The 22,434-nt window shown below is 71.6% G+C and carries 21 protein-coding genes; 4 read left to right on the top strand and 17 right to left on the bottom strand.

Features of this window, described 5'->3' with window-relative positions; genetic code table 11:
• Positions 1-140: 140 nt before the first annotated feature.
• Positions 141-572: a hypothetical protein gene (locus CRP50_RS19190; RefSeq protein ID WP_097280796.1), complete on the bottom strand. Its 432-nt coding sequence runs from the start codon at positions 570-572 to the stop codon at positions 141-143.
• A gap of 173 nt (positions 573-745) precedes the next feature.
• Here CRP50_RS19190 and CRP50_RS19185 point away from each other — a divergent pair, with 173 nt between their 5' ends.
• Together CRP50_RS19185 and CRP50_RS19180 are read left to right on the top strand one after the other, a co-directional pair.
• On the top strand, positions 746-1,384 hold the full coding sequence (locus tag CRP50_RS19185) for an HD family hydrolase (protein ID WP_217992084.1): 639 nt from the start codon (positions 746-748) through the stop codon (positions 1,382-1,384).
• Between the two features lie 73 nt (positions 1,385-1,457).
• The gene (locus tag CRP50_RS19180; protein ID WP_245913541.1) at positions 1,458-2,669 is read left to right on the top strand and encodes an MFS transporter; all 1,212 of its coding nucleotides are present in this window, start codon (positions 1,458-1,460) and stop codon (positions 2,667-2,669) included.
• 33 nt (positions 2,670-2,702) lie between these two features.
• Here the strand turns inward: CRP50_RS19180 and CRP50_RS19175 are convergent, their stop codons facing one another.
• The 4 genes from CRP50_RS19175 to CRP50_RS19160 form a co-directional block, all read right to left on the bottom strand.
• Complete coding sequence (locus CRP50_RS19175) at positions 2,703-3,503, bottom strand: protein phosphatase CheZ (protein WP_141415200.1); 801 nt, start codon at positions 3,501-3,503, stop codon at positions 2,703-2,705.
• An 81-nt stretch (positions 3,504-3,584) separates the two neighbouring features.
• Positions 3,585-3,884: a hypothetical protein gene (locus tag CRP50_RS19170; RefSeq protein ID WP_097280795.1), complete on the bottom strand. Its 300-nt coding sequence runs from the start codon at positions 3,882-3,884 to the stop codon at positions 3,585-3,587.
• An 83-nt stretch (positions 3,885-3,967) separates the two neighbouring features.
• A complete protein-coding gene (locus CRP50_RS19165; protein WP_097280841.1) occupies positions 3,968-5,878 on the bottom strand; it encodes an ABCB family ABC transporter ATP-binding protein/permease in 1,911 nt (636 codons plus the stop codon).
• A gap of 16 nt (positions 5,879-5,894) precedes the next feature.
• Positions 5,895-6,917 (bottom strand): hypothetical protein, encoded by a 1,023-nt coding sequence (locus tag CRP50_RS19160; protein ID WP_141415199.1) that lies wholly within the window; start codon positions 6,915-6,917, stop codon positions 5,895-5,897.
• Positions 6,918-7,253: 336 nt separating this feature from the next.
• On the opposite strand from CRP50_RS19160, the gene CRP50_RS19155 reads away from it, so the two are divergent.
• Positions 7,254-8,126 carry an NUDIX hydrolase gene (locus tag CRP50_RS19155; RefSeq protein WP_097280793.1) on the top strand — a complete coding sequence of 291 codons (873 nt, stop codon included), beginning with the start codon at positions 7,254-7,256 and terminating at the stop codon, positions 8,124-8,126.
• A 20-nt stretch (positions 8,127-8,146) separates the two neighbouring features.
• On the opposite strand, the gene moaB is transcribed toward CRP50_RS19155, so the two are convergent.
• The 12 genes from moaB to CRP50_RS19095 all read right to left on the bottom strand — a co-directional run bounded on the left by moaB (position 8,147) and on the right by CRP50_RS19095 (position 20,535).
• On the bottom strand, positions 8,147-8,701 hold the full coding sequence (gene moaB / locus CRP50_RS19150) for a molybdenum cofactor biosynthesis protein B (RefSeq protein WP_097280792.1): 555 nt from the start codon (positions 8,699-8,701) through the stop codon (positions 8,147-8,149).
• Positions 8,685-10,634 (bottom strand): lytic transglycosylase domain-containing protein, encoded by a 1,950-nt coding sequence (locus CRP50_RS19145; protein WP_097280791.1) that lies wholly within the window; start codon positions 10,632-10,634, stop codon positions 8,685-8,687. The genes moaB and CRP50_RS19145 overlap by 17 nt, the downstream gene beginning before the upstream one ends.
• A gap of 127 nt (positions 10,635-10,761) precedes the next feature.
• Positions 10,762-11,295, bottom strand: coding sequence for a F0F1 ATP synthase subunit B (locus CRP50_RS19140; protein ID WP_097280790.1), 534 nt, complete (start codon positions 11,293-11,295; stop codon positions 10,762-10,764).
• Positions 11,295-11,786 (bottom strand): F0F1 ATP synthase subunit B', encoded by a 492-nt coding sequence (locus tag CRP50_RS19135; RefSeq protein ID WP_097280789.1) that lies wholly within the window; start codon positions 11,784-11,786, stop codon positions 11,295-11,297. Before CRP50_RS19135 ends, CRP50_RS19140 begins: the two co-directional genes overlap by 1 nt.
• Before the next feature lie 188 nt (positions 11,787-11,974).
• Positions 11,975-12,202 carry a F0F1 ATP synthase subunit C gene (locus CRP50_RS19130; protein WP_097280788.1) on the bottom strand — a complete coding sequence of 76 codons (228 nt, stop codon included), beginning with the start codon at positions 12,200-12,202 and terminating at the stop codon, positions 11,975-11,977.
• Positions 12,203-12,304: 102 nt separating this feature from the next.
• Positions 12,305-13,027, bottom strand: coding sequence for a F0F1 ATP synthase subunit A (locus CRP50_RS19125; protein WP_097280787.1), 723 nt, complete (start codon positions 13,025-13,027; stop codon positions 12,305-12,307).
• 75 nt (positions 13,028-13,102) lie between these two features.
• Positions 13,103-13,477, bottom strand: a complete 375-nt coding sequence (locus tag CRP50_RS19120) for an AtpZ/AtpI family protein (RefSeq protein WP_097280786.1) — start codon at positions 13,475-13,477, stop codon at positions 13,103-13,105.
• A gap of 271 nt (positions 13,478-13,748) precedes the next feature.
• A complete protein-coding gene (smc, locus tag CRP50_RS19115) occupies positions 13,749-17,237 on the bottom strand; it encodes a chromosome segregation protein SMC (protein ID WP_097280785.1) in 3,489 nt (1,162 codons plus the stop codon).
• Between the two features lie 36 nt (positions 17,238-17,273).
• Positions 17,274-17,873 (bottom strand): DsbA family protein, encoded by a 600-nt coding sequence (locus tag CRP50_RS19110; protein WP_097280784.1) that lies wholly within the window; start codon positions 17,871-17,873, stop codon positions 17,274-17,276.
• A 301-nt stretch (positions 17,874-18,174) separates the two neighbouring features.
• Positions 18,175-19,578: an aldehyde dehydrogenase family protein gene (locus tag CRP50_RS19105; protein WP_097280783.1), complete on the bottom strand. Its 1,404-nt coding sequence runs from the start codon at positions 19,576-19,578 to the stop codon at positions 18,175-18,177.
• A gap of 64 nt (positions 19,579-19,642) precedes the next feature.
• Positions 19,643-20,116 (bottom strand): RES family NAD+ phosphorylase, encoded by a 474-nt coding sequence (locus CRP50_RS19100; protein ID WP_097280782.1) that lies wholly within the window; start codon positions 20,114-20,116, stop codon positions 19,643-19,645.
• Positions 20,116-20,535, bottom strand: coding sequence for an antitoxin Xre/MbcA/ParS toxin-binding domain-containing protein (locus CRP50_RS19095; RefSeq protein ID WP_097280781.1), 420 nt, complete (start codon positions 20,533-20,535; stop codon positions 20,116-20,118). Before CRP50_RS19095 ends, CRP50_RS19100 begins: the two co-directional genes overlap by 1 nt.
• Positions 20,536-20,636: 101 nt before the next feature.
• Between CRP50_RS19095 and recQ the strand changes: the two genes are divergently transcribed.
• The gene (recQ, locus tag CRP50_RS19090) at positions 20,637-22,433 is read left to right on the top strand and encodes a DNA helicase RecQ (protein ID WP_097280780.1); all 1,797 of its coding nucleotides are present in this window, start codon (positions 20,637-20,639) and stop codon (positions 22,431-22,433) included.
• The last annotated feature ends 1 nt before the right edge of the window (position 22,434 follow it).

The raw sequence follows: 22,434 nt of genomic DNA, 5'->3' as shown, positions 1-22,434 counted from the left end.
CATCCACGGCGTCCCCAGCGTCGACCGTGGCTCTGCCCTCCACGGCAAGCGCCTGGGGAGCCGTGGATGCCCGGCTCGGTGGCCGGGCATGACAAAGAAGACTCCAGTGGCAAAAGCAGGCGGCGCCGCACGCCCCGCCCTCACGGGCCGAGGAAGTCACTCGGGCTGGTGGAGGCCTTGAAGTCCATCAGCAGCCAGCCGTCGGCACCGCGGGCGAACTGGACCAGGAAGAACATGAACCGCCGGCCGCCGAAATGCGCCTGATAGGTCCGGCGCAACAGGCTGGTGCCGTAGTTCTCGCTTTCCAGCATGTCGATGTACTGCACCGCGTCCGGCCCGGCCCAGCGCTGCAGGCGGCCGACCATTTCCGACAGCTGGCGCGGGTCGGCCTCCAGCGCGTCCTGGAGGCGCTGCTGGAACTGGTCGTAGCGGCCGGCGCGCAGTTCGGCGAAGACTTCTTCCGTCCAGCCGTCGGGGGTCCCGATCATCTGGGCCGTCGCGAGTCCGGGTGCGGCCACCATGAGCGGCACGAGCACGAGAACGGCGCGCAATCTGCGCAGGACGGCGGGCATGCGGAACTCCTCCAGGACGGCGGCAGCCCTTGATCCGGGCCGCGCGCTCCACCATAACCCGGCGCTTCGTTTCATCAAGCCGCGCCGGGCGTTAAACTGGGCCGGCGCAGCAAGACCTTCACCGACTGTTGCCGCACTGCAACGCTGTGGCCGACGGGAGACGAGCCCCCACCGTGACCGATACCCACCGACTGCTTCGCCAGCACGCCCCGCGCACCTGGCAGCGCATGCTCTCCGGCCGGCGGCTGAACCTGCTGGAACCGTCGCCCATCGACGTGGAGATCACCGACATCGCCCTCGGCCTCGCCCGCAACACGCGGTGGAACGGCCAGACCATCGGCGATCACGCCTGGTCCATCGCGCAGCATTCCGACCTGGTGGTCGACATCCTGCGCGGCTTCCGCCCCAAGCCGCCGCCCTGGGTGCTGATGGCCGGCAAGCTGCACGACGCCAGCGAATACGTGACGCACGACCTCATCACGCCGCTCAAGGCCGTGGTCGGCGACGTCTTCCGCGAGGTGGAGGCGCGCCTGACGGAGGCCATCCACATCCGCTTCGGCGTGCCGGCGCGGCTCGACCCCGAGATCAAGGCGCTCATCAAGAAGGCCGACCAGATCGCCGCCGCCACCGAGGCGGTGCAGTTGGCCGGCTTCACCGCCGACGAGCTGAAGCCGGTGCTCGGCATCAAGGCGCGGCCGCTGCCGAAGGTGGTGCTGACGCCGCTGCCGAGCCGCGAGGCGGAGCGCCGCTTCCTCGACGGTTTCCGGCGCCTGGAGCAGGAGATGGCGCTGGCCGGGCCGCCGCGACCCTGAGGCAATGGCCCTGCCCGGCGCCGGCCGCGGCTGCTAGGGTGCTGCATTAGACCTTTCTGAAGGAGCCCGCGCCGTGGCCGAAGCCGCCGCCTCCGCGCCGCCGCACATGCGGCGCAACGTCCTGCTGCTGTCGGTGGCGCAGGCGCTCAGCATGTCGAGCGCCGTGCTGGTGTTCACCGTGACGGCGCTGGCCGGCGGCACCTTCGACATCGACCCGAGCCTGGTGACCCTGCCGCTGACCCTGCAGTTCGCCACCACCATGGTCGCCACCTTCCCCCTCGCCCACCTCATGGCGCGGCTCGGCCGGCGGGTCGGCTTCACCGTCGGGCAGGTGTTCGGCATCGTCGGCGGGCTGTTGTCCATGCAGGCGCTGCTGATGGGCGACTTCGTGCTGTTCTGCGTCGCCGGCGCCATCATCGGCGTCTACAACGCGAGCTGGCAGTTCCTGCGCTTCGCCGCCGCCGAGGCCAGCGACGAGCGGTTCCGCGCCCGCGCCATCTCGTGGGTGCTGGCCGGCGGCCTGGTGGCGGCGCTGATCGGCGGCGAGCTCGCCAAGGGCACCACCGACCTGCTGCCGGTGGTCTTCGCCGGGTCCTACATCGGCACCGCCGGCCTCGCGGCCCTCACCATCGTCGTGCTGCAGTTCCTGCGCATGCCGCCCCTGCCCAAGGCCGGCGGCAGCGCCGGCAGCGGCCGGCCGCTGGGGCGGATCGCCCGCCAGCCGGCCTTCGTGGTCGCCGTGCTGGCGGCCATGTTCGGCTATGCGGTGATGAACCTGGAGATGACGGCGACGCCGCTTGCCATGGTCGCCTGCGGCTTTCCCTTCACCGACAGCGCCTGGGTCATCCAGTGGCACGTGGTCGGCATGTTCCTGCCCAGCTTCTTCACGGGAAACCTGATCCGGCGCTTCGGCGTGCTGCCGATCATCGTCGCCGGCGGCGTGCTGAACCTCGCCTGCATCGCCGTGGCGCTGGCGGGCGTGGAGCTGGCCAACTTCTGGCTGGCGCTGGTGCTGCTCGGCGTCGGCTGGAACTTCATGTACATCGGCGGCACCACCCTGCTCACCGAAACCTACCAGCCGGAAGAACGCGCCAAGGTGCAGGCCTTCAACGACTGCCTGGTGTTCGGGTCAGTGGCGCTGGCGAGCTTCGGGTCGGCGGCCATGCAGGCCCGCATCGGCTGGGACGGCGTCAACATGGCGACCACCCTGCCCATCGCCCTGTCGCTGGTGGCGGCACTGGGGCTGATGGCGGCACGGCGCAAGCGGGCTGCGGCGGCCGCCTGAGCCTCGGCCTCCGCGCCGCGGGAGCGGGGCGGATCAGCCGAACAGCTTGTCGATGTCGTCCTGGGAGAAGCTCGACCCGCCGGCGGCCGGCGGCTCTTCCTTCTTGGGCGCGGGCGGCGGCGCGGCCGGCTTCGGCGCCGGCGCAGCGGCGGCGGGCTTGGGAGCGGGCGCCGGGGCCACCGGCCGCGGCGCGGCGGCGGGTGCCGGGCTCACCGGCTTGGCCTGCTGCTGTTGCGGCGGCGGCGGCGCCGCTGCCGGGGCGGCAGGCGTCGGGGCGGCGGGCTTGGGCGCAGCGGTGCCGAACATGGCGTCGACGTCGGCCTGGCTGACGCCGTGGCCGGCCAGCTGCGGGCCGTTGAGGTACTGCTTGTACTCGTCGGTCGGCTTCTGGTCGTCGGGCGCCTCGTGGGCGATCTGGTTTTCGCCCCAGATGGAGATCAGCGCGTTGACGCGGTCTTCCACGTATTGCAGCGAGTTGACCACCTTGGTGATGCGCTGACCGGTGATGTCCTGGAAGGCGCAGGCCTCGAAAATGGCGCCCGTCTTCTCCGGCACGGTGTCGAGCAGGGCGCGGCCGTCGGGGTCGGCCACCATGGGCCGCACGGTGTTGATGATGTCTTCCAGCTGCTCGACGTTGGTCATGATGGTGTCGGTCGCCACCTCGGTCGCCTGCACGATGGCGTCGAGTTCGTCCGACATCTTGGAGAAATGGTCCTTTTCGGGATCCGTGCCCGGCCGGCGGATGGCCGCGATCTCCTTGCGGATCTTCTGGATGTGCTGGAACAGGCCCAGAAGTTCGCGCTTGAGGATCAGAACGTCGCTGTGATCGGACATGATGGCCTACTCGATCCCACACAAATTCCAGGCGATTTTCCGCCCCCACAATACTCCGGCCCGCAGCGGGCGCAACGATCTTCAGGCGTCGCCGCCGCCGCGCCCGGGATTCCCCTCGTGCAGCAGACGCCGGATCGCCGCCACCATGCGCCGGCATTGTTCCTCGTCGTCGAACGCGTTGAGGATGGTCTTCTGCGCCGCATCCATGCGCGTGTTCTTCTTCGGATTGTCGAGCCGCGCGATGGCGTCCGTCAGGTCGGGGTTGCCGTCTTCCTCCTCGGCGCCGGCCATGGGCACCAGCGCCCGCGACGGCTGGGCCGCAGACGCCGAAGGGGCGGCCGGGGCGCCGCCTGGGCTGAAGAACTTATCGAAGAACCCCATCGTCTCGCCGGTCGGGTGATCCAAAAGGACGAGCAGTCTACCACAGGAGGACCGCACGTCCGACCCATAATGCACGGCGAGGCTTAAGACTTTGCTGCCGCGACGCCTTCCGCCAACTCCTCGGTGTCGCGGCGGGTGTCGGCGTCCATGGCGGCCAGACGCCCGGCCAGTTGGGCGCTTTCCTGCTGGCGGCGCCACATGCCGGCGTAGACGCCGCCGGCCTCCAGCAGGGCGTCGTGGCGGCCGCGCTCGACGATGCGGCCGGCGTCCATGACCAGGATCTCGTCGGCGTCGATGACCGTCGACAGGCGGTGGGCGATGACCAGCGTGGTGCGGTTGCGCGACACCCGGTCCAGGCTGTCCTGGATGGCACGCTCCGTATGCGTATCGAGGGCGCTGGTCGCCTCGTCGAGGATGAGGATCGCCGGATTCTTGAGGATGGTGCGGGCGATGGCGACGCGCTGCTTCTCGCCGCCCGACAGCTTCAGGCCGCGCTCGCCGACGCGGGTGTCGTAGCCCTGCGGCAGGCTTTCCACGAAGGCGTGGATGGCCGCCGCCTCCGCCGCCGCGCGCACCGCCGCGGCGTCGGCGCCGGGGCGGCCGTAGGCGATGTTGTAGCCGATGGTGTCGTTGAACAGCACGGTATCCTGCGGCACCACGCCGACCACGGCGCGCAGCGACTCCTGCGTCACGTCGCGGATGTCCTGCCCGTCCACCAGGATGCGCCCGCCCGTCGGGTCGTAGAAGCGATAGAGCAGCCGCGCCACCGTGCTCTTGCCCGCCCCTGAATGGCCGACCACCGCCACCTTGCGCCCGGCCGGCACGGTGAAGGAGACGCCGTGCAGGATGGCGCGCTCCGGCCCGTAGCCGAAGTGCACGTCCTCGAAGGTCACGGCACCGCCCGACACCGCCAGCGGCGGCGCATCAGGGCGGTCGGTGACCTCCGGCGGGGCGTCGAGCAGGCCGAACATGCTTTCCATGTCGGTCAGCGCCTGCTTGATCTCGCGGTAGACCATGCCGAGCATGTTGAGGGGCAGCGACAGCTGGATGAGGTAGCTGTTGACCAGCACGAAGTCGCCGACGGTCATGCGCCCGGCCGCCACGCCCTGCGCCGCCATCACCATCATGCCGACCAGCCCGGCGGCGACGATGAGCCCCTGGCCGACGTTGAGCGCCGCCAGCGAGTTCTTGGCCTTCACCGACGCGCCCTCGAGCCGTTCCAGCGCGCCGTCGTAGCGCTCCGCCTCGTGGCGGTCGTTGTTGAAGTACTTGACCGTCTCGAAGTTGATGAGGCTGTCGATGGCCTTGGTGTTGGCGTCGCTGTCGGCGGTGTTCATCACCCGCCGGTGCGCCATGCGCCAGTCGGTGACCACCACGGTATAGGCGATGTAGCCGCCCACCGTCACCAGCGTCACCGCGGCGTAGCGCCAGTCGTAGAGCGTCCACAGCACGGCGCAGACGAAGACCAGCTCCAGGATCTGCGGCCCGGTGCGGAACAGGGCGAGGCGCAGCAGCACGTCGATGGCCCGCGTGCCGCGCTCGATCACCCGCGACAGGCCGCCGGTCTGGCGGTCCAGGTGGAAGCGCAGCGACAGGCGGTGCAGGTGGGTGAAGACCTGCAGGGCGACGCGGCGGGTGGCCCGTTCGCTGACCTTGGTGAAGACCATGCCCTGCAACTCGGCGAAGACCTGCTGCAGCACGCGCAAGCCGCCGTAGCCGAGCAGCAGCGCCAGCGGCACCGCCACCACCGCCCCGGCGACGTCGCCGGGCACGGTCAGGGCGTCGACGGCGCGCTTGTAGAAGATGGGAACGCCGACGGTCGCGACCTTGGCGGCGACCAGCAACACGATGGAGACCACCACCCGCAGGCGCAGCTCCGCCTCCCCCGCCGGCCACAGGTAGGGCAGCAGGCGGCGGGCGGTGTGCCAGTCGGCGCGGGCGCCGGAGCCGGCGGCGGCACCGCCGCCGGGAGGATCGGGAAGAGTGGTGCGCAAGGGGCTCCGCCGGCCGTCAGCCCGCGGCGCCGGCGCCGGCCCGCGGGTCGGCACCGACCGGCCCCTCGGCCATGGCGCCGAACAGCGGCATCTCGGAGGCCGCCCTGTCCTTGCGGCCGCGGCGGCGCGGTTCCGGCAGCAGGTCGAGGTCGACCTCGCCGCCCGGCTCCTCGCCGAAGTCGGTGGGCGCCATGGCACTGCCCGGCGGCAGGTCTTCCACCGCGCCGAAGCCGTCGGCATAGGGAGACGGGGCGGCGGCGCGCGGGGCGGCCGCAGTGCCGGCGGGCTCGGACGCGAAGGCCTCGGCCGGCGGCGGGGTGTCGCCGTCGCCGCCGCTCATCAGGCCGACGGCGGTGGTTTCGACGCGCAGCAGGAAGGCGAGCAGGCGGTCGGCGGGGCCGTCCTCCAGGGTCTCGCGCAGCAGCTTGTCGGCCTCGTTCTCCTTCAGCACCGCCAGCAGGCGGCGCCAGCGGCGCAGGTAGGCCTGCAGGGCGACGGCCGCCTCGGGCGCCTGGGCGACGCGCTCGCCGAGGATCTCCGGCAGGTCCTGCTGATAGGCCCAGGGCGTCAGGAAGGCGTTGGCGAAGGCCCAGCGGTCGCCGGCGGCGGTGCGGGCCCAGGTGAGTTCGGTCTCTTCCGCCGACAAGAGGCCGGTGCGCTCGGCGATGACGGCGAGGCTGCCGCGCATGTCGGCCAGCGCCTCGTCCAGGCCCTCCAGCATGCGGCGGCGGCGGGTGTCTTCCTGCATCTGCAGGAGCGTGCGGACCTGCACCTCGGCTTGTTCGGTGGCACGGCGGGTGTGGAACAGCACCGCCCGCAGCGCCCGCTCCGACCGGCGCGCCGACACGGCGGAGGCGCCGACCGCGAGGCCCAGCCACAGCACCGCCGGCGGCGCCGCCAGGGCGGCCAGCACGGCGGCGGTTTCCGACGGCGTCAACGCCGCCAGGCCTTCGGCCGGCACCAGCGCCTGCCAGGCGCCGAACAGCCACAGGCCGGTGATCAGGCTGGTCAGGGCGACGACGATCAGGGTCGCGGGCATGGTGCGGCTCTCCCCCGGCGAAGCTTCTGAGACGTCCTCCGCCTCGGTGATGGCGGTGCGGTCCGTGGACGCGCGCCGGAATCCGGTCAGCATTGTGGCATAATCCGTTCAAATGTCACGCTTGCACCGGACGAATGCCGGCCGTGTCGACGGTTGGCCTGCCCGGTCGGGTCCCGGTATACCATCCGGCAAGGGGGCATTGGAACCTTGGGACGGCGCCGCAGGCCCGAGCGCCGAGCGTTCTACCGCAGCGCGACGTTGCCTTGATGCACCGCGTAGCCGCTTGCGCTACGCTGCAAGAGGCCGCCCGCCCGACCCGCCGGAGGAGGATCGCCCGTGAGCTACCTGCGTCACATCGCCGCCTGCAACACCTTCGACCCGGCGGGATACCGGCCGTTCCTGGTGGACGGAACCGCCGTCGGCTGGGTGCGCCCGGCGACCGCCCGCCTGCTCGCCCGCTTTCCCGCCACCTTCCGGCTGGAGGACCAGGCGGTGTGCCTGCACCCCGGGCTCACCAGCCCGACGGCCCGCAGCGCCGCCGTCGCCGACGTGCTGGCCGAACTGGCGGCCGACGGCAGCATCGAGCCCCTGCGCGACGAACTCTACGCCGCCAAGACCACGTGGCACGGGCCGGAACTCTTCCGCCTGGACCGCACGGCCGCGCCGCTGTTCGGCCTGCGCGCCTGGGGCGTGCACGCCACCGGCTGGCTGCGCCGACCCGACGGTGGCTATCGCCTGTGGATCGGCCACCGGGCGCCGAACAAGCGGGTGGCGCCGAACAAGCTCGACAGCCTCATCGGCGGCGGCCAGCCGGCGGGCCTGACCTTCCGCGACAACCTGCTGAAGGAAGCGGCGGAGGAAACCAGCATGGATGCCGCCCTCGCCCGCACCGCCGTCTCCTGCGGCACCATCACCTACGCCATGGAGAGCGAAACGGGCCTGAAGGCCGACACGCTGGTGCTGTTCGACATCGCCGTGCCGGAGGACTTCACGCCCCGCTCCACCGACGGCGAGCACCAGGCCTTCCACCTGATGGACGCCGAGGAGGTGCTGGCGCGCCTGCGCGACGGCGACGACTTCAAGTTCAACATCCCGCTGGTGCTGCTGGACTTCTGCATCCGCCACGGCATCCTCGGCCCCGACGACACGCCGGAGTACGAGGCCCTGGTGACCGGCCTGCATCGCGAGCATCCGGCGGCGGGGCGGTAGGCAGACGCAGGCCGGCGGCCCTACAGGCTGCCGCGCGTCGTCGTCAGGTGTTCGCGCAGGCGGGGCATCAGCTCGACGAAGTTGCACGGCTTGAAGCGGCTGTCGAGCTGCTGGTGCAGGATGCCGTCCCACGCATCCTTGCAGGCGCCCGGGCTGCCCGGCAGGGCGAACAGGTAGGTGCCGCGGGTGACGCCGGCGGTGGCGCGGCTCTGGATCGTGGAGGTGCCGATCTTCTGGTAGCTCTGCCAGCGAAACAGCTCGCCGAAGCCGGGGATGTGCTTCTCGTACAGGCCCTCGAAGGCTTCCGGCGTGACGTCGCGGCCGGTGACGCCGGTGCCACCCGTGGCGATGACGCAGTCGACGTCGTCGCGGTCGATCCAGTCCGTCACGGCGGCGCGGATCTCGCCCACGTCGTCGCGCACGATGCGGCGGTCGGCCAGCGTGTGGCCGTCGGCGGTGAGGCGGTCCACCAGCACCTGGCCGGAGCGGTCGTCGTCGAGCGAGCGGGTGTCGGACACCGTCAGCACGGCGATGCGCACCGGCAGGAACGGGCGGTCCTCAGTAATCTTGGACATTGTGGACTCCGGCCATCGTGGGGTCTTCGCGTTCGGCCGCAGTATAGATCGGCCACTCACCGGCGACCACCGAGTCGAGCGAGGCCAGCGACTGCCCCATGCGATGGCGGTAGATCCACAGGTTCGCAAGCACGCGCTCGATGAAGACGCGCGTCTCGCGGCTCGGCATGCTCTCGATGAACAGCAACGGATCGTTCTGGAAGTTGGCGCGCCCCACCCACTTCTGCAGGTTGCCCGGCCCGGCGTTGTAGGCCGCCGCCAGGAAGAACAGGTTGCCGGAAATGACGGGTTCGGACAGCAGGCGGTCGATGTAGGCCTGCCCCAGCGCCAGATTGATGGACGGCTCGTCGATGTGGCCGTCGGCGACGCTGATGCCCGTGGCGTCGCGCATGAGCGCCGCCGTGCCCGGCATGAGCTGCATGAGGCCACGGGCGCCGGCCCAGCTGCGGGCCTCCGGATTGAAGCCGCTCTCCTGGCGGATGAAGGCGTAGACCAGGGCGCGGTCGATGGCCCAGCCGTTGACCGGCGTCCACGGCGGGATGGGGTAGTGCGCGCCCGCGCGGCCGCCGAATTGCGCCGTCTCCAGCGCGCCGTTCATGCTGTCGGGGTCGTCGCCCGTATCCATGAGGCCGCCGAGCCGCAGCGCCAGGCCCGGCATCTCGGCCACTTCGGCCAGCGCCGTGATGGCGGCGGCGAGGCGGCGGTCGGACCCGGGGTAGAGGCGGCGCAGTTCCGCCTCGCAGCGCTCCCGCTCGCCGACCTGGGCCAGCGCCATGGCGCGCCTGCCGCCGGGCAGCGCGTCCAGCGCCTGCGCCTCGACCTCGGACAGGCCGCCGTCGCGCCACTGGAAGGGCAGCGGCAGGCCGAGCGCCCGGCGGGCCAGCAGGCCGTAGAAGGTGCGCCCCTCCTCCGCCGCGATCTGCAGCATGGGGTAGGCCTCGGCCGGGCGGCGCAGGCGCAGGTGGGCGCGCGCCGCCCAATAGCCGCCGCCGGCCCGCAGCCACGGCGAGGCGGTCTCGGAGCGCGCCAGCTTCTCGAACCACTGCGCGGCCTTGTCGACGTGCCCGGCCCGCCACTCGGCGAGGCCGGCGGCCCAGTAGCCGGTCGGCGCCTTGTCGCCGGAGCCCTGCACAGCCCGCGACGCCCACTCCAGCGCCTTGTCGTCCATGCCGTCGATGAAATAGGCGTAGCCGAGGGCCGCCCGCATGCGGTCGTGATCGAGCTTGGTGAGCAGGCGCTTGGCCTCGTCGCTCTCGACGATCTCGCGGGCGTTGAGGGTGGCGCCGCGGCTCAGCCACTTGCGGAAGTTGGCCCACTGGCGGATGGCGATCTTGCGGTCGGCCGCCGACAGGTGATCGTAGCCCGAGCGCGGCAGCCAGGACTGGTGCTCCACGCCGCCGGCGCCGGTCAGTTCGCCCTGGCCCTGGGGCGCCTGCGGGTTGCGGGCGCCGCGCTGCTGGGCAAGGGCGTGGATGCGGTCGGCCTCCGGGTGGTCGGCATAGGCCGCCAGCCAGTCGCGCAACTCGCCGGGCGTCGAGCGCCAGGCGGTCGGGTGCATGTAGCGCTGGGCCAGCACGTGGCCGAGCAGCACGCGATCGGACAGGCGGGCGATCAGCCGGTCGGCGCCGGCCATGTCACCGTCCTGCTGCAGGCGGAAGATGTCGCGGTAGAGCCCGACATCGGCCTCCGACAGCACCGCATCGGGTGCCGCGGGCCGGCCGGCCGGGGCCGGCACCAGAGCCTGCTGCGCCGGACCGGCTCCGACGGCCGGTTGTGCCGGATCTGCTCCTACGGCCGGCTGCGCCGGCGGGGCGGCGACGGCGGCAGGCACGCCGGCGGCCGTCGCCGCAGCGGCGAGGCAGCCGGCCAGAACGGCGGCGCACAGCACGGTGCGCCCGCCACGGCGGCGGTGTGGATGGATCCCCCTCGTCATGGGGATTGCTTATATCGAAGGGTGCAGTGCGGTACAAGCCGGCCGACAGGCATACGAAAACCCCGCCGCCGGGACCGGCAGCGGGGCTTTCGACACCTCAGGAAACCCTGGTGACCGCAGGCCGCACTCAGTGCAGCTTGGCCGGCAGGTCCCGGATGGTCTGCTCCACCAGGGCGTCGGCCTTGGCGGCGGGAAGGTTGTCCTGCAGCAGGCGGCCGGCGGCGGCGATGGCGATGTCGACGGCCTGGTTGCGCACCTGGCGCAGGGCCTCGGCCTCGGCATTGGCGATGCGCTCCATGGCCTGCTGCTCGCGGCGACGGATGCTCTCCTCCAGCGCGACTTCGGCATCGGCGCGCACGCGCTCGGCTTCCGCCTTGGCGTGGGCGATGATGTCCTCGGCCTCGCCGAGGGCGTCGCGCTGCTTGCGCTGGTATTCGGCCAGCAGGGCCTGCGCGTCTTCACGCAGCTTGCGGGCTTCTTCCAGCTTGGTGCGGATCTGCGCGGCGCGAGTGTCGAGGCCGGCGGTGATGGCCCGCAGCACCGGACGCGCGAAGGCCACGATCACCAGCAGCAGGGCGATGGCGACCCAGAACGTGGGGTCGGCGTAGAACGGCAGGTCGTGGGCGCCTTCGGCCGTGGCGGCGAGAGCGGGGCTGATCATCAGCGGGACTCCTGCAGGGCGGCACCGACGGCGGCGTCCACCTTGTCGTCGGCGAGCGACACGTCGGCCAGCTTCACGGCGATGGCCTGGGCGGCACCGGTCGCGACCTCGCGGACCGAGGCGAGCGCCTCGTCACGGGCCTTGCCGATGCGGGCTTCACCGTCGGCGATTTGCTGGGCGAGACGGCCGGCGACCTCACGGTTGCGCTCTTCCGCCTTGCGCGACATTTCGTCGGTGGCGGCCTTCATGACCTCGTGCGCCTTGGCGCGCGCGTCGGCCAGGGCCTTCTCGTAGGTCTGGACGGCCGTTTCCGCTTCCGCCTTGAGCTGGGCGGCACGGTCGAGATCGTCGTCCATCATCTTCTGGCGCTGCTCCATCACGTCGCCGATGCGCGGGATGGCAAAGCGCGAGATGAGCACGTACAGAATGACGAAAGTCACCACCAGCCAGAACAGCTGGGACGGAAACGACGTCGGGTCGAACTGCGGCATTACCTGGGGCTCCTGGTGGCGGAAGGGCCGTCGGCTCCTGCACCCACGCCTCTCTCCGCCGGCCCAGGGGCCGGGGATCGGGCGGCGGTGCCGGACGGGCACGACCCCCTTTCACGAAACGGGCCGGGAAGGCGGCCGGGGCTCGCTGGCCCCGCACCGCCTGCCGGCGTCGTCAGTCTCCGCGGAACTTACGCGGCGAACAGGAGGATCAGGGCGACGACCAGAGCGAACAGCGCGATGGCTTCCGTCACGGCGAAGCCGATCCAGCCGTACAGTTCGACGCTGCTCTTGGCAGCCGGGTTACGGCCGACGGTGGCGATCAGGTTGGCCCAGATGTTACCCACACCGATACCGGAACCGATCATGCCGATGGCGGCCAGGCCGGCACCAATCATCTTCGCAGCTTCAGCGTCCATTTCTCTCTTCCCTTGTCAAAGGCACAGGTTGAAGGGGCTCATGCATGACCCGCGGCAGGGTCTACCCGGCGGCCGCGCCGAAGGCAAGGCCGCCGCGACACCTCAGTGCATGTTGATGGCGTCGTTGAGGTAGATGCAGGTCAGGATGGTGAACACGTAGGCCTGCAGGGCGGCGATGCCGATCTCCAGCAGGGTGACGCCGAACACGACGGCCAGCGGAATGAAGCCGAACACGCCCAGCGCAACGACGAAGCCAGCCAGGACCTTCAGCATGATGTGGCCGACGGTCATGTTGGCGAACAGACGGACCGACAGGCTGAAGGGGCGGGACAGATAGGAAATCAGTTCGATCGGGATCAGGATCGGCGCCGTCGCGATGGGCGCGCCGTGCGGGAAGAACATCCGCAGGAAGTGCGTGCCGTGGCGGGCGAAACCGATGATCGTGACCGCGATGAAGATGAACACCGCCAGCGCCGCGGTGACCGCGATGTGGCTGGTGAAGGTGAAGCTGTACGGCAGCAGGCCGAGCATGTTGCCGAGGAACACGAACATGAACAGCGTGAAGATGAAGGGGAAATACTTCATCCCTTCCTTGCCCACGTTGTCGCGGATCATGTTGGCGATGAACTCGTAGAACACCTCGTTCATCGACTGCCAGCGGCTCGGCACCAGGGCGCGCTTGCGCGTGCCGTACCAGAAGAACAGCGCCGACACGCCCACGGCGATCGTCATGAACAGGGCCGAGTTGGTGAAGGAGATGTCGACGCCGCCGACCTGGATCGGAATGATCGGCTTGACAGCGAATTGCTCAACCGGACTAGCCACTGTCGTTCCTCTTGTTTGGGCCCAGCAGGGCCGGCCAATCTCTTTCAGGGAAAGGGCGTGCCGTGAACCGGCCCGTCACCCCCCCGTCTCGTCGCCGGAGCGTCGCTCCGCCTCCTTCCGTTCCACCGCCTGGCCCAGCCCGACACTCTGGTCGAGCCCCTTGACCACGCGGTAGACGTTCATCGCGCCGGACACGAAGCCCAGCAGCAGGAACAGCACCATGAACCACGGCGCGGTGTCGAGCCACTGGTCCAGCAGGTATCCGATTCCGAACCCCACCAGGACGCCGGCGGTGAACTCGATGCTGATGCGGAAGGCGATGCCGATGCCCGAGACGTTGCGTGGCCCGGGCCCCTCCTCGTTCACCCCCGCACCCTTCCCCGAACCGCCACGGGCGGCCCGGATCCGGGCATCGATATCCTCCAGCGAGGGCTTGTCGCGGTCGCTCATCTCGTCTTCGGTCCTCAACCTTCCGGGTGGTCCCCGTGCGGGCGAGAACCCCGCGAACGGCAGCGCGAGCCCCCTGAAAATCGCGCGCACCATAAGGTTTGGCTCCAGCCCTGTCAAGCCGGAAAACCCTGCCCCACGGCCGGGGTGCAGTGCACAAAACCGTTATAGTTCAATGGCTTGAGACGGTTTCGGCGGGCAGGCGACAAAACTACCCTTTCGGGGCGGGCCGCCGCCGGGGGTGGCCGTCGGAGGGGCCACCGGCCCGCAACCCCTACCCCGCCTCGCGCAGGCGCTCCGCCTCGTGCAGGTCGACCGACACCAGCGTCGAGACGCCGCGCTCCGCCATGGTCACGCCGAACAGGCGGTCCATGCGGGCCATGGTCATGCGGTGGTGGGTGACCACCAGGAAGCGGGTGGAGGCTTCCGACATGCGGGTCAGTTCGTCCAGCATGGCGCAGAAGCGGTCGACGTTGGCGTCGTCGAGCGGCGCGTCCACCTCGTCGAGCACGCAGATGGGCGCCGGGTTCACCAGGAACACCGCGAACAGCAGCGCCAGCGCCGTCATGGCCTGCTCGCCGCCCGACAGCAGCGACAGGATCTGCAGGCGCTTGCCCGGCGGCGAGGCCATGATTTCGAGCCCCGCTTCCAGCGGATCGTCGGATTCGGTCAGCGCCAGATGCGCCCGGCCGCCGCCGAACAGGCGCACGAACAGGGTGCGGAAGTTGCGGTCCACCTTCTCGAAGCTGGCGAGCAGGCGCTGGCGGCCTTCGCGGTTCAGCTCGGCGATGCCCTGGCGCAGGCGGGCGATGGCGCCGGTCAGGTCGTCGCGCTCGGCGGTGAGCGTCGCCACCTGTTCTTCCAGCTCCTGCGCCTCCTGCTCGGCGCGCAGGTTCACCGGCCCCATCATCTCGCGCTCGCGGCTGAGGCGCTGCAGGCGGTCTTCCGCCTCGCCCAGGTCGGGGGCGGCCGGCGCCTCCGGGTCGTCGAGGCCGGCCAGCGCGCGGGTCTGTTCCGGCGTGCAGTCGAGTCGCTCGGCGATGGCGGCGGCGATCTGCTGGCACTGCTGGCGCCCGGTCTCCACCGCGCCTTCGCCGCGCACCCGTTCCTCGCGCGCCTTGGCGAGCGCCTGTTCGGCCTCGCGCAGGGTGCGGTCGGCGTCGCGCAGGCGCGAATCGCCCTCGGCCAGCCGGTCGGCGGCGATGCGGCGCTGCACCTCGGCGCGCTCGATCTCCTCGGCCAGCGTCTCGCGCTGCTCGGCGATCTCCACCGGGCGTTCGGCGAGGTGGGCGAGGTCTTCCATCACCGCCTCGCGGCGGGCTTCCAGTTCCTCGAACTGACCGGCGGTGCCGTCCTTGCGGCGATGCCACGACTCCAGTTCCGCCTCCACCGCCTTCACCCGGCGGGCGCGCTCCTCGGCCTCGCGGAACACGCGGTCGTGCAGCGAGCGGGCCTCGGCGAGGCGGGTGCGCAGTTCTGCCACTTCGGCGCGCAGGGTATCGACGCGCTGGCGGTCGCCGCCGCCGTCGCCCAGGCGGGCGCGCTGCTCGCGGGCCTCCTCCACCTGAGCACGGGCTTCGGCGAGGTCGGCGGCCAGTTGCTCCAGCGTCTGGTCGAGGGCGGACAGGCGGCTCTCCGTCGCGGCGTTGCGGCGCGACAGCTCGATCTGGCGGTTGCGGGCGTCGGTGAGCGACTGTTCCGCCGCCCGCTCGCGGTCGCGGGCGGTGCGGGCGGCTTCCTGGGCGTGCTCGACGGCGAGGCGGGCGTCTTCCACCCGCGTCTCGGCGACCTCCACCCGCTCGTCCAGTTCGACCAGCGACTCGCGCAGCTCGGCCAGTCGGTTGCGCTGCTTCAGGCGGGTGGCGGCGGCGGACGGCGCCCCGGCCTCGGCGACGAAGCCGTCCCACCGCCACAGGTCGCCCTCCGGCGTCACCAGCCGCTGGCCGGGCGCCAGTTCGCGGGCGAGCGCCGCGGCGGTGTCGCGATCCTTCACGAGGCCGGTGGCGGCCAGACGCCGCGCCAGTGCCGGCGCGCCGGACACCATCCGGTCGAGCGGTTCCACCCCGGCCGGCAGGCCGGCGGCCCCGGCCACCGGCGGCAGCGCCTGCCAGCGCCGGGCGCCGGTCTCGGCCACCGGCGCGGCGAGATCGTCGCCGAGCGCCGCGCCGAGCGCCTGTTCCGACCCCGGCCGCACGGCCAGGGCATCGAGCACCGGCGCGGTCGCTTCGCCCGTCGTTTCGTCGCGGTCGCCGGCCAGCAGGTCGGTCAGGGCGTCGATTTCCGCCTTCAGGCGGGCGCGGGCGGCGGATTCGGTCTGCAGGGCATCGCGCGCCGCCTCGTAATCGCCCTGGCGGGCGTCGCGCGCCTCCTCGGCGGCGGCGCGGGCGGCGCGGGCGGTTTCCAGGGCTTCTTCGGCGGCGTATAGCCGTTCCTCGGCGACGTCGAGATCCTCGCGCGGCACGCCGGCAGCGGCGGCGGAGGCGCGGCTGTCCTCGGTTTCGCGCAGGCGGCGCTCGGCGCGCTCGGCCCGCAGGTCGGCTTCCTCGGCGCGGCGCAGCAGGGCCTTGCGCTGGGCGTCCTCGGCGGCGGCCCGTTCGGTGAGGCGCGTCAACTCGGCCTCGCGCTCGGTGACGTCGTCGTTCACCCGCTGGAGGCGTTCGCGCGCTTCCTCCTGCTCCAGTTCCTCGTCGGACGAGGCCTCGATGAGGGCGTCGCGCTCCTCCTCCAGGCGGGCGACGGCCTCGTCGGCGTCCTGGGCGCGCAGGCGTTCGCGGTCGATGTCGTCGGCGATCTGGCGCAGCCGCACCTCGGCGTCCTGGCGGGCGGAGGCGATGCGGCGTTCCTCGGCATCCAGCTGTTCGCGGGCCAGCACCAGACGCTGCAGCCTGGCCGCCGCCTCGGCTTCCGCCTGGCGCAGGGCGGGCATGGCCTCGTCGGCTTCGAGATGCGCCCGCGAGGCCGAGGCGGCGAGGCCGGTGAGTTCGGCGACGCGCCCTTCGGCCAGCCGGAACTGCTCCTTGGCCTTCTCCAGGGCGGTGATCGCCTTGGTCCAGCGCAGGTGCAGGACCAGCGCCTCCACCTGGCGGATCTGCTCCGACAGGGCGCGGTAGCGGGCGGCCTGGCGGGCCTGCTTGCGCAGGTTGCCGAGCTGGGCGCCGAGGGCCTGGAGCACGTCCTCCAGGCGCTGCAGGTTGGCTTCCGCCCCCTTCAGGCGCAGCTCCGCCTCGTGCCGGCGGGTGTGCAGGCCGCCGATGCCGGCCGCTTCCTCCAACAGGGAACGACGCTGGCTCGGCTTGGCGTTGATGAGCGCGCCGACGCGCCCCTGGCTCACCATGGCCGTCGACCGCGCGCCGGTGGCGGCGTCGGCGAACAGCAGCATGACGTCCTTGGCGCGCGTCTCCTTGCCGTTGACGCGGTAGACCGAGCCCTTGCCGCGTTCGATGCGGCGGGTGATCTCCAGTTCGTCGACGGTATTGAACAGGGCGGGCGCGCTGCGGTCGCGGTTGTCGAGGGAGACGGTCACCTCGGCGATGTTGCGCGACGGGCGCGTCGCCGTGCCGCCGAAGATGACGTCGTCCATCTCGCCGCCGCGCATCTGCTTGGCGGAGGTTTCGCCCATCACCCAGCGCAGCGCTTCCACCAGGTTGGACTTGCCGCAGCCGTTCGGCCCGACGACCCCCGTCATGCCCGGCTCGATGAGCAGGTCCGTCGGGTCGACGAAGCTCTTGAAGCCGGACAGGCGAAGCCGGGAGAAGCGGATCACGGGGCGGGGTCCAACCGGTGGCGGGGCGGCGGCGGCTTATTTCGTGGCTTCGGCCAGCGCCGCGGGCAGGTCGGTGTAGGCCGGCAGCACCTTGCCGTTCACCACCAGCGTCGGCGTGCCCTGCACGCCGTACTGCTGCGCGGCCTGCTGCTTGGCGGCGTTGATGCCGTTCAGCATGTCCTGGCTCTGCAGGCAGGCGGTCACCTGCTCCGGCGGCAGGCCGGCGAGGCGGGCGTAGCCGGTCAGCGCGTCCAGCGGCTTCTGCGAGCGGGCCCAGGTGTCCTGGTTGGCGAACAGGGTCTCGAGGAAGCGGAAGTAGGTGTTCTCCGGCACGCAGCGGCCGATCATGGCGGCGGCGGTGGCCAGCGGGTCGAGCGGGAAGTCGGTGAAGACCAGCTTGGCCTTGCCGGTGTCGATGTAGTCCTTCTTCACCTGCGGCAGCACGGTCTTGTGGAACTCGGCGCAGTGCGGGCAGGTGAGCGAGCTGAATTCGAGGATGGTGACCGGGGCGTCCGCCTTGCCCATCACCCGCTCTTCATAGGCGGGGACGGCGGGCTTGTCCTGCGCGGCCGCGAGGCCCGGCAGGGCGACGACGGCGAGGATCAGGGCGGTGAACAAAGACGCGATACGGGTCACTGAGGCCTCCTCCAGTGATGCGGGTGCGACGGCGGGGTCGGGAAACTCGCTGGCGGCGCCGACGGTTCCGAACCCGGACCGAGCCTGCCGCGCCACTGTGGCGCATCTTAGGCGAGGCGCCGCGGCGCGGGCAAGCGGCGTGACCGCGGCCGCGCGATCACGCCTGCGTGGGGAGGAGGTGCCGGGCGCGGTCCGGTCCCTGGCGCGCCAGGGCCTCGGAGCCTTGGACGGCGCGACCGCGCCGCGCGGCCCCTGCCGCGGGAGCCAAGCGCGCACCGCGCGCGCCCGGCGCCTGAGGGGCTTAAACTTTATGCAGCAGGTTCCACGTCATGGGCCGCGTCACCCGCTCGTAGAAGGCGCGCGACAGCAGCACGCCGCCGCCGCTGGCGTTGGTGCCAGTCCAGGCGAGGTTGCCGTCGAGCGGCGCGCACTGGTTCTGGAACACCGCCCCCACCCGCAGGCCGGCGGCGATGCGGGCGGCCTCGCGCGCGTCCTGCGTCCAGATGGAGGCCGAGCGGCCCCAGTCGCCGTCATTGACGAGGGCCGCCGCCTCCTCGTCGGAGGACACGCGCATCACCGCCAGCACCGGGCCGGGCGTCGGCTCGCGCAGGAGGTCGAGATCGGGCGTCACCTCGGTCACCACGCGCGGCGCGATATAGAGTCCCTTGCCGTCGTCGGCCGCGAAGCCGGCCGGGTCCACCGCCTCCACCGCGCCGCGGGTCACCGCTTGGGCAACGTGCTGGCGCAAGGCGACGGCTTCGGTCAGGCGGGCGACGGGGCCGAGGGTGGTTGCGGGCTTCAACGGATCGCCGAGCATCAGGGCGCGGGCATGGTCGCCCAGCTGGTCGACCAGCGGGTCGTGGGCGTCGGCATGGACATACAGGCGCTTGACGGCGCCGTAGCCGCGCCCGGCATCGCGGAAGGCCGCGCCGGCGATGGCTTCGGCGGCGGCGGCCAGGTTGGCGTCGCGCCGCACGTAGGCGGCGTCGAGCCCGGCGCCGATGATCTCGATGGGCCGGTTGCGGGCGGCGACGGCGGCCACCAGCCAGCGGGTCATGTCGGGCTCGCCGGCGTGGATCACCATGTCGACCTCGACCGCCCCGGCCACCCGCGCCGCCTCCGCCTCCGACAGGTGGAGCGACTGCACGACGCCCTTGGGCAGGCCCGATTCCCGGAACGCCTTGGCGATCACCTCGGCGGCCAGCGGCGCCTGCGGGCTCGGCCGCACCACCAGGGCATTGCCGGCCAGCAGCGCCGGCACCATGACCGACAGCGCCACCAGCCACGGCTGCGCCCACGGCAGGGTGACGAACACCACGCCATGCGGCACCCGGCGCACGAAACGTTCGACGCCCGGTTCCTCCGGCCCGTGGATGTCGGCCAGGACATGCGGGCCGAGGCCCATCATGGTGCGCGCCAGATCCTCGGCGTCGCGCAATTCCTGCATTCCCTGCGCCAGCGGCGTGCCGACCTGCCACGCCAGGCTCTCGGCGATGCGCCCAGCCCCGCCCTTGACGCGGTCGAGCAGGCGGGCGCAGACGGCCACCCGCTCGGTCACCGGCTCGCGCGCCCAACGGTCGCAGGCCAGCCGCGCCTCGGTGAGCGCGGTGGCGATCTGCTGCTCGGTGGCGAGCGCCCGCTCTATATAGACGGAGCCGTCGACGGGCGAGACGACGGAGAGGGTGGTCTGCGGTTCAGCGGTCATCGGTCTCGGCGTCTCCCCTCCTGCGGCGCGTGGCAGGGATCACACCATGAACGGGCGGGGGGCATCAATGCTCCCCGTGGCGCAACAGCCGGGAATCGAACGCGAAGGGCTCCATCGCGGCGATCCGGACCGCCGCCATGCGGGGGTGGCGCGGGTTGAGGATCAGGTTGGTTTCCTGCGGCAGCACGGCCGAGGGCACCAGCAGCCCCACCGTCTCGCCGCCGTCGAGCCACGCCTCGCCCGCCGCCCGGCAGGCGGTGCGGCCATCCAGGCTGCGCCAGTCGGGCGGCAGGGTGGCGGCGTCGAGGCGGGTCAGGGGCATGTCCGCCGGCACATCGAGACGCAGCAGCACCAGGTCGTCGGGCAGCAGGTCGGGCACCAGTTCGGCGTTGACCAGGAATTCGAGCAGGCACACCGCCGGCGTCAGCCCGGTGTAGAGCACCGGCCGGCCGCGCGCGTGCCAGCGGCCGGCGGCGTACAGCCCGCCGGAGCCGCTCAGGTCGGCGAAGGGCCGGCGGGTCAGCCGCCACGCCTGCATCAGGCGAGCAGCCCGTGGCCGATGGCGTGCAGCAGGTCCTCCACCGCCCGGCCGCCGATCTCGGTGTCGAGCATGTCGAGCGGCGTGCGGCCGTCGAAGCGGGCGAGCGGCCGGCGCAGCCAGCGGTGCGCCTTTTCGGCGGTGCCGAAGGTGTCCTCGGCCAGGGCGGCGATCATGGCGACGCGCAGGGCGCGCTCGGACTCGGCCGGAGTGAGCGCCTCGTCGCGCTGGCGCCGGTGGCGGTAGGTGCGCGCCGGCAGGACGAGGCGGTCCAGTTCCGCCGCCGTGAAGCCGTCGCGCTCCAGGCGGTCGACGGCATCGTGCGGCAGGCCGCGCCGCACCGCCTCGGCGACACCCCCGGGGCCGGCGGCGGTAGGACCGCCCAGGTGACGAAGGGCTTCGCTCCAGACATCCTGCATGATCGGCGCGCTCCGGCAATCTGCCCCGAGTATATCGGCACCCTGCCGGCCGCCGTCAACACCCTTTCTCCGGCCGCCCTGCTGCCTGTATAACCGCCGCCATGCAGCCCGATCCCAGAAGCGTCCTGCGCAGCGTCTTCGGCTACGACTCCTTCCGCGGCATGCAGGAAGACGTCATCGGCCACGTCATCGGCGGCGGCGATGCGCTCGTCATCATGCCCACCGGCGGCGGCAAGTCGCTGTGCTACCAGATCCCCGGCCTCGTGCGGCCGGGCGTCGCCGTGGTGGTGTCGCCGCTCATCGCCCTCATGCAGGACCAGGTGGAGGCGCTGAAGCAGCTCGGGGTCAAGGCGGCCGCGCTCAACTCCACCCTCGACCGCTTCGAGCAGCAGGAGGTGGAGCGCCAGATGCGGGCCGGCGAGATCGACCTCGTCTACATCGCGCCCGAGCGGCTGATGGGCGAAAGCTGCCTCGCCAACCTCGCCCACGTCGACCTCGCCCTCTTCGCCATCGACGAGGCCCATTGCGTCAGCCAGTGGGGCCACGACTTCCGGCCCGAATACCTGCAGCTGCGCGCCCTGCACGACCGCTTCCCGCACGTGCCGCGCATCGCGCTGACCGCAACCGCCGACGGCCCGACCCGCAAGGAGATCGTCGAGCGCCTGGCGCTGCAGGACGGCCGCCAGTTCATCGCCGGCTTCGACCGGCCGAACATCCGCTACCACGTGCGCGCCAAGACCAACGCCAAGGCCCAGCTGCTCGACTTCATCAAGCGCGAGCACGCCGGCGACAGCGGCATCGTGTATTGCATGTCGCGCGCGAAGGTGGAGGAGACGGCGCAGTGGCTCTCGGGCGAGGGCTTCACCGCCCTGCCCTACCACGCCGGCCTGCCCAAGGAAGTGCGGTTCGAGAACCAGGACCGCTTCCTGAAGGAAGAAGGCCTCATCGTCTGCGCCACCATCGCCTTCGGCATGGGCATCGACAAGCCGGACGTGCGCTTCGTCGCCCACCTGGACCTGCCCAAGAGCCTGGAAGCCTATTACCAGGAAACCGGCCGCGCCGGGCGCGACGGCCTGCCGTCCAACGCCTGGATGGTGTTCGGCATGCAGGACGTGGCGCGCCTGCACCAGATGATCGACGGCTCCGAGGCCGGCGAGGAGCAGAAGCGCATCGAGCGCCGCAAGGTCGACGCCCTGCTCGCCTACGCCGAGACCGCCAAGTGCCGCCGCCAGGTGCTGCTGGAGTACTTCGGCGACAGTTGCGAGCCCTGCGGCAATTGCGACAGTTGCCTCGACCCGCCGGAGACCTACGACGCCACCGAGGTGGTGCGCAAGGCGCTGTCCGCCGTCTACCGCACCGGCCAGCGCTTCGGCGCGGCGCATGTGGTCGACGTGCTGTTGGGCAACGCCACCGAGAAGGTGAAGCAGTTCGGCCACGACAGCACCACGACCTTCGGCATCGGCACCGAATTCAACAAGGAGCAGTGGCGCACCGTCTTCCGCCAGCTTGTCGCCTACGGCCTCGTGCGGTCCGACGCCGAGGCGCACGGGGCGCTCGTGCTCACCGACCGCTGCCGGCCGGTGCTGCGCGGCGAGGAGACGGTGATCCTGCGCAAGGACCGCGGCAAGGGCGAGCGCCGCGCCGACCGCAAGGCGCGGCCGCAGCTCACCGATCCAGCCGACGACAAGCTGTTCCAGGCCCTGCGCGGCAAGCGCATGGAGCTGGCCCGCGCGCAGGGTGTGCCGCCCTACGTCATCTTCCACGACGCGACGCTCATGGCCATCGCCCGCGCCCGGCCCATGGACCTGGACGAGCTGGCCGACATCGAAGGCGTGGGTGCGTCCAAGCTCGCCCGCTACGGCGAGGACATCATCCAGGTGGTGGTGGACGAGAGCTGAG

Source organism: Caenispirillum bisanense, assembly GCF_900230255.1.
Classification (GTDB): Bacteria; Pseudomonadota; Alphaproteobacteria; order Rhodospirillales; family Rhodospirillaceae; genus Caenispirillum; species Caenispirillum bisanense_A.
Note: the sequence above shows the minus strand (reverse complement) of the source record. Positions and strands in the feature narration are given on the sequence as shown.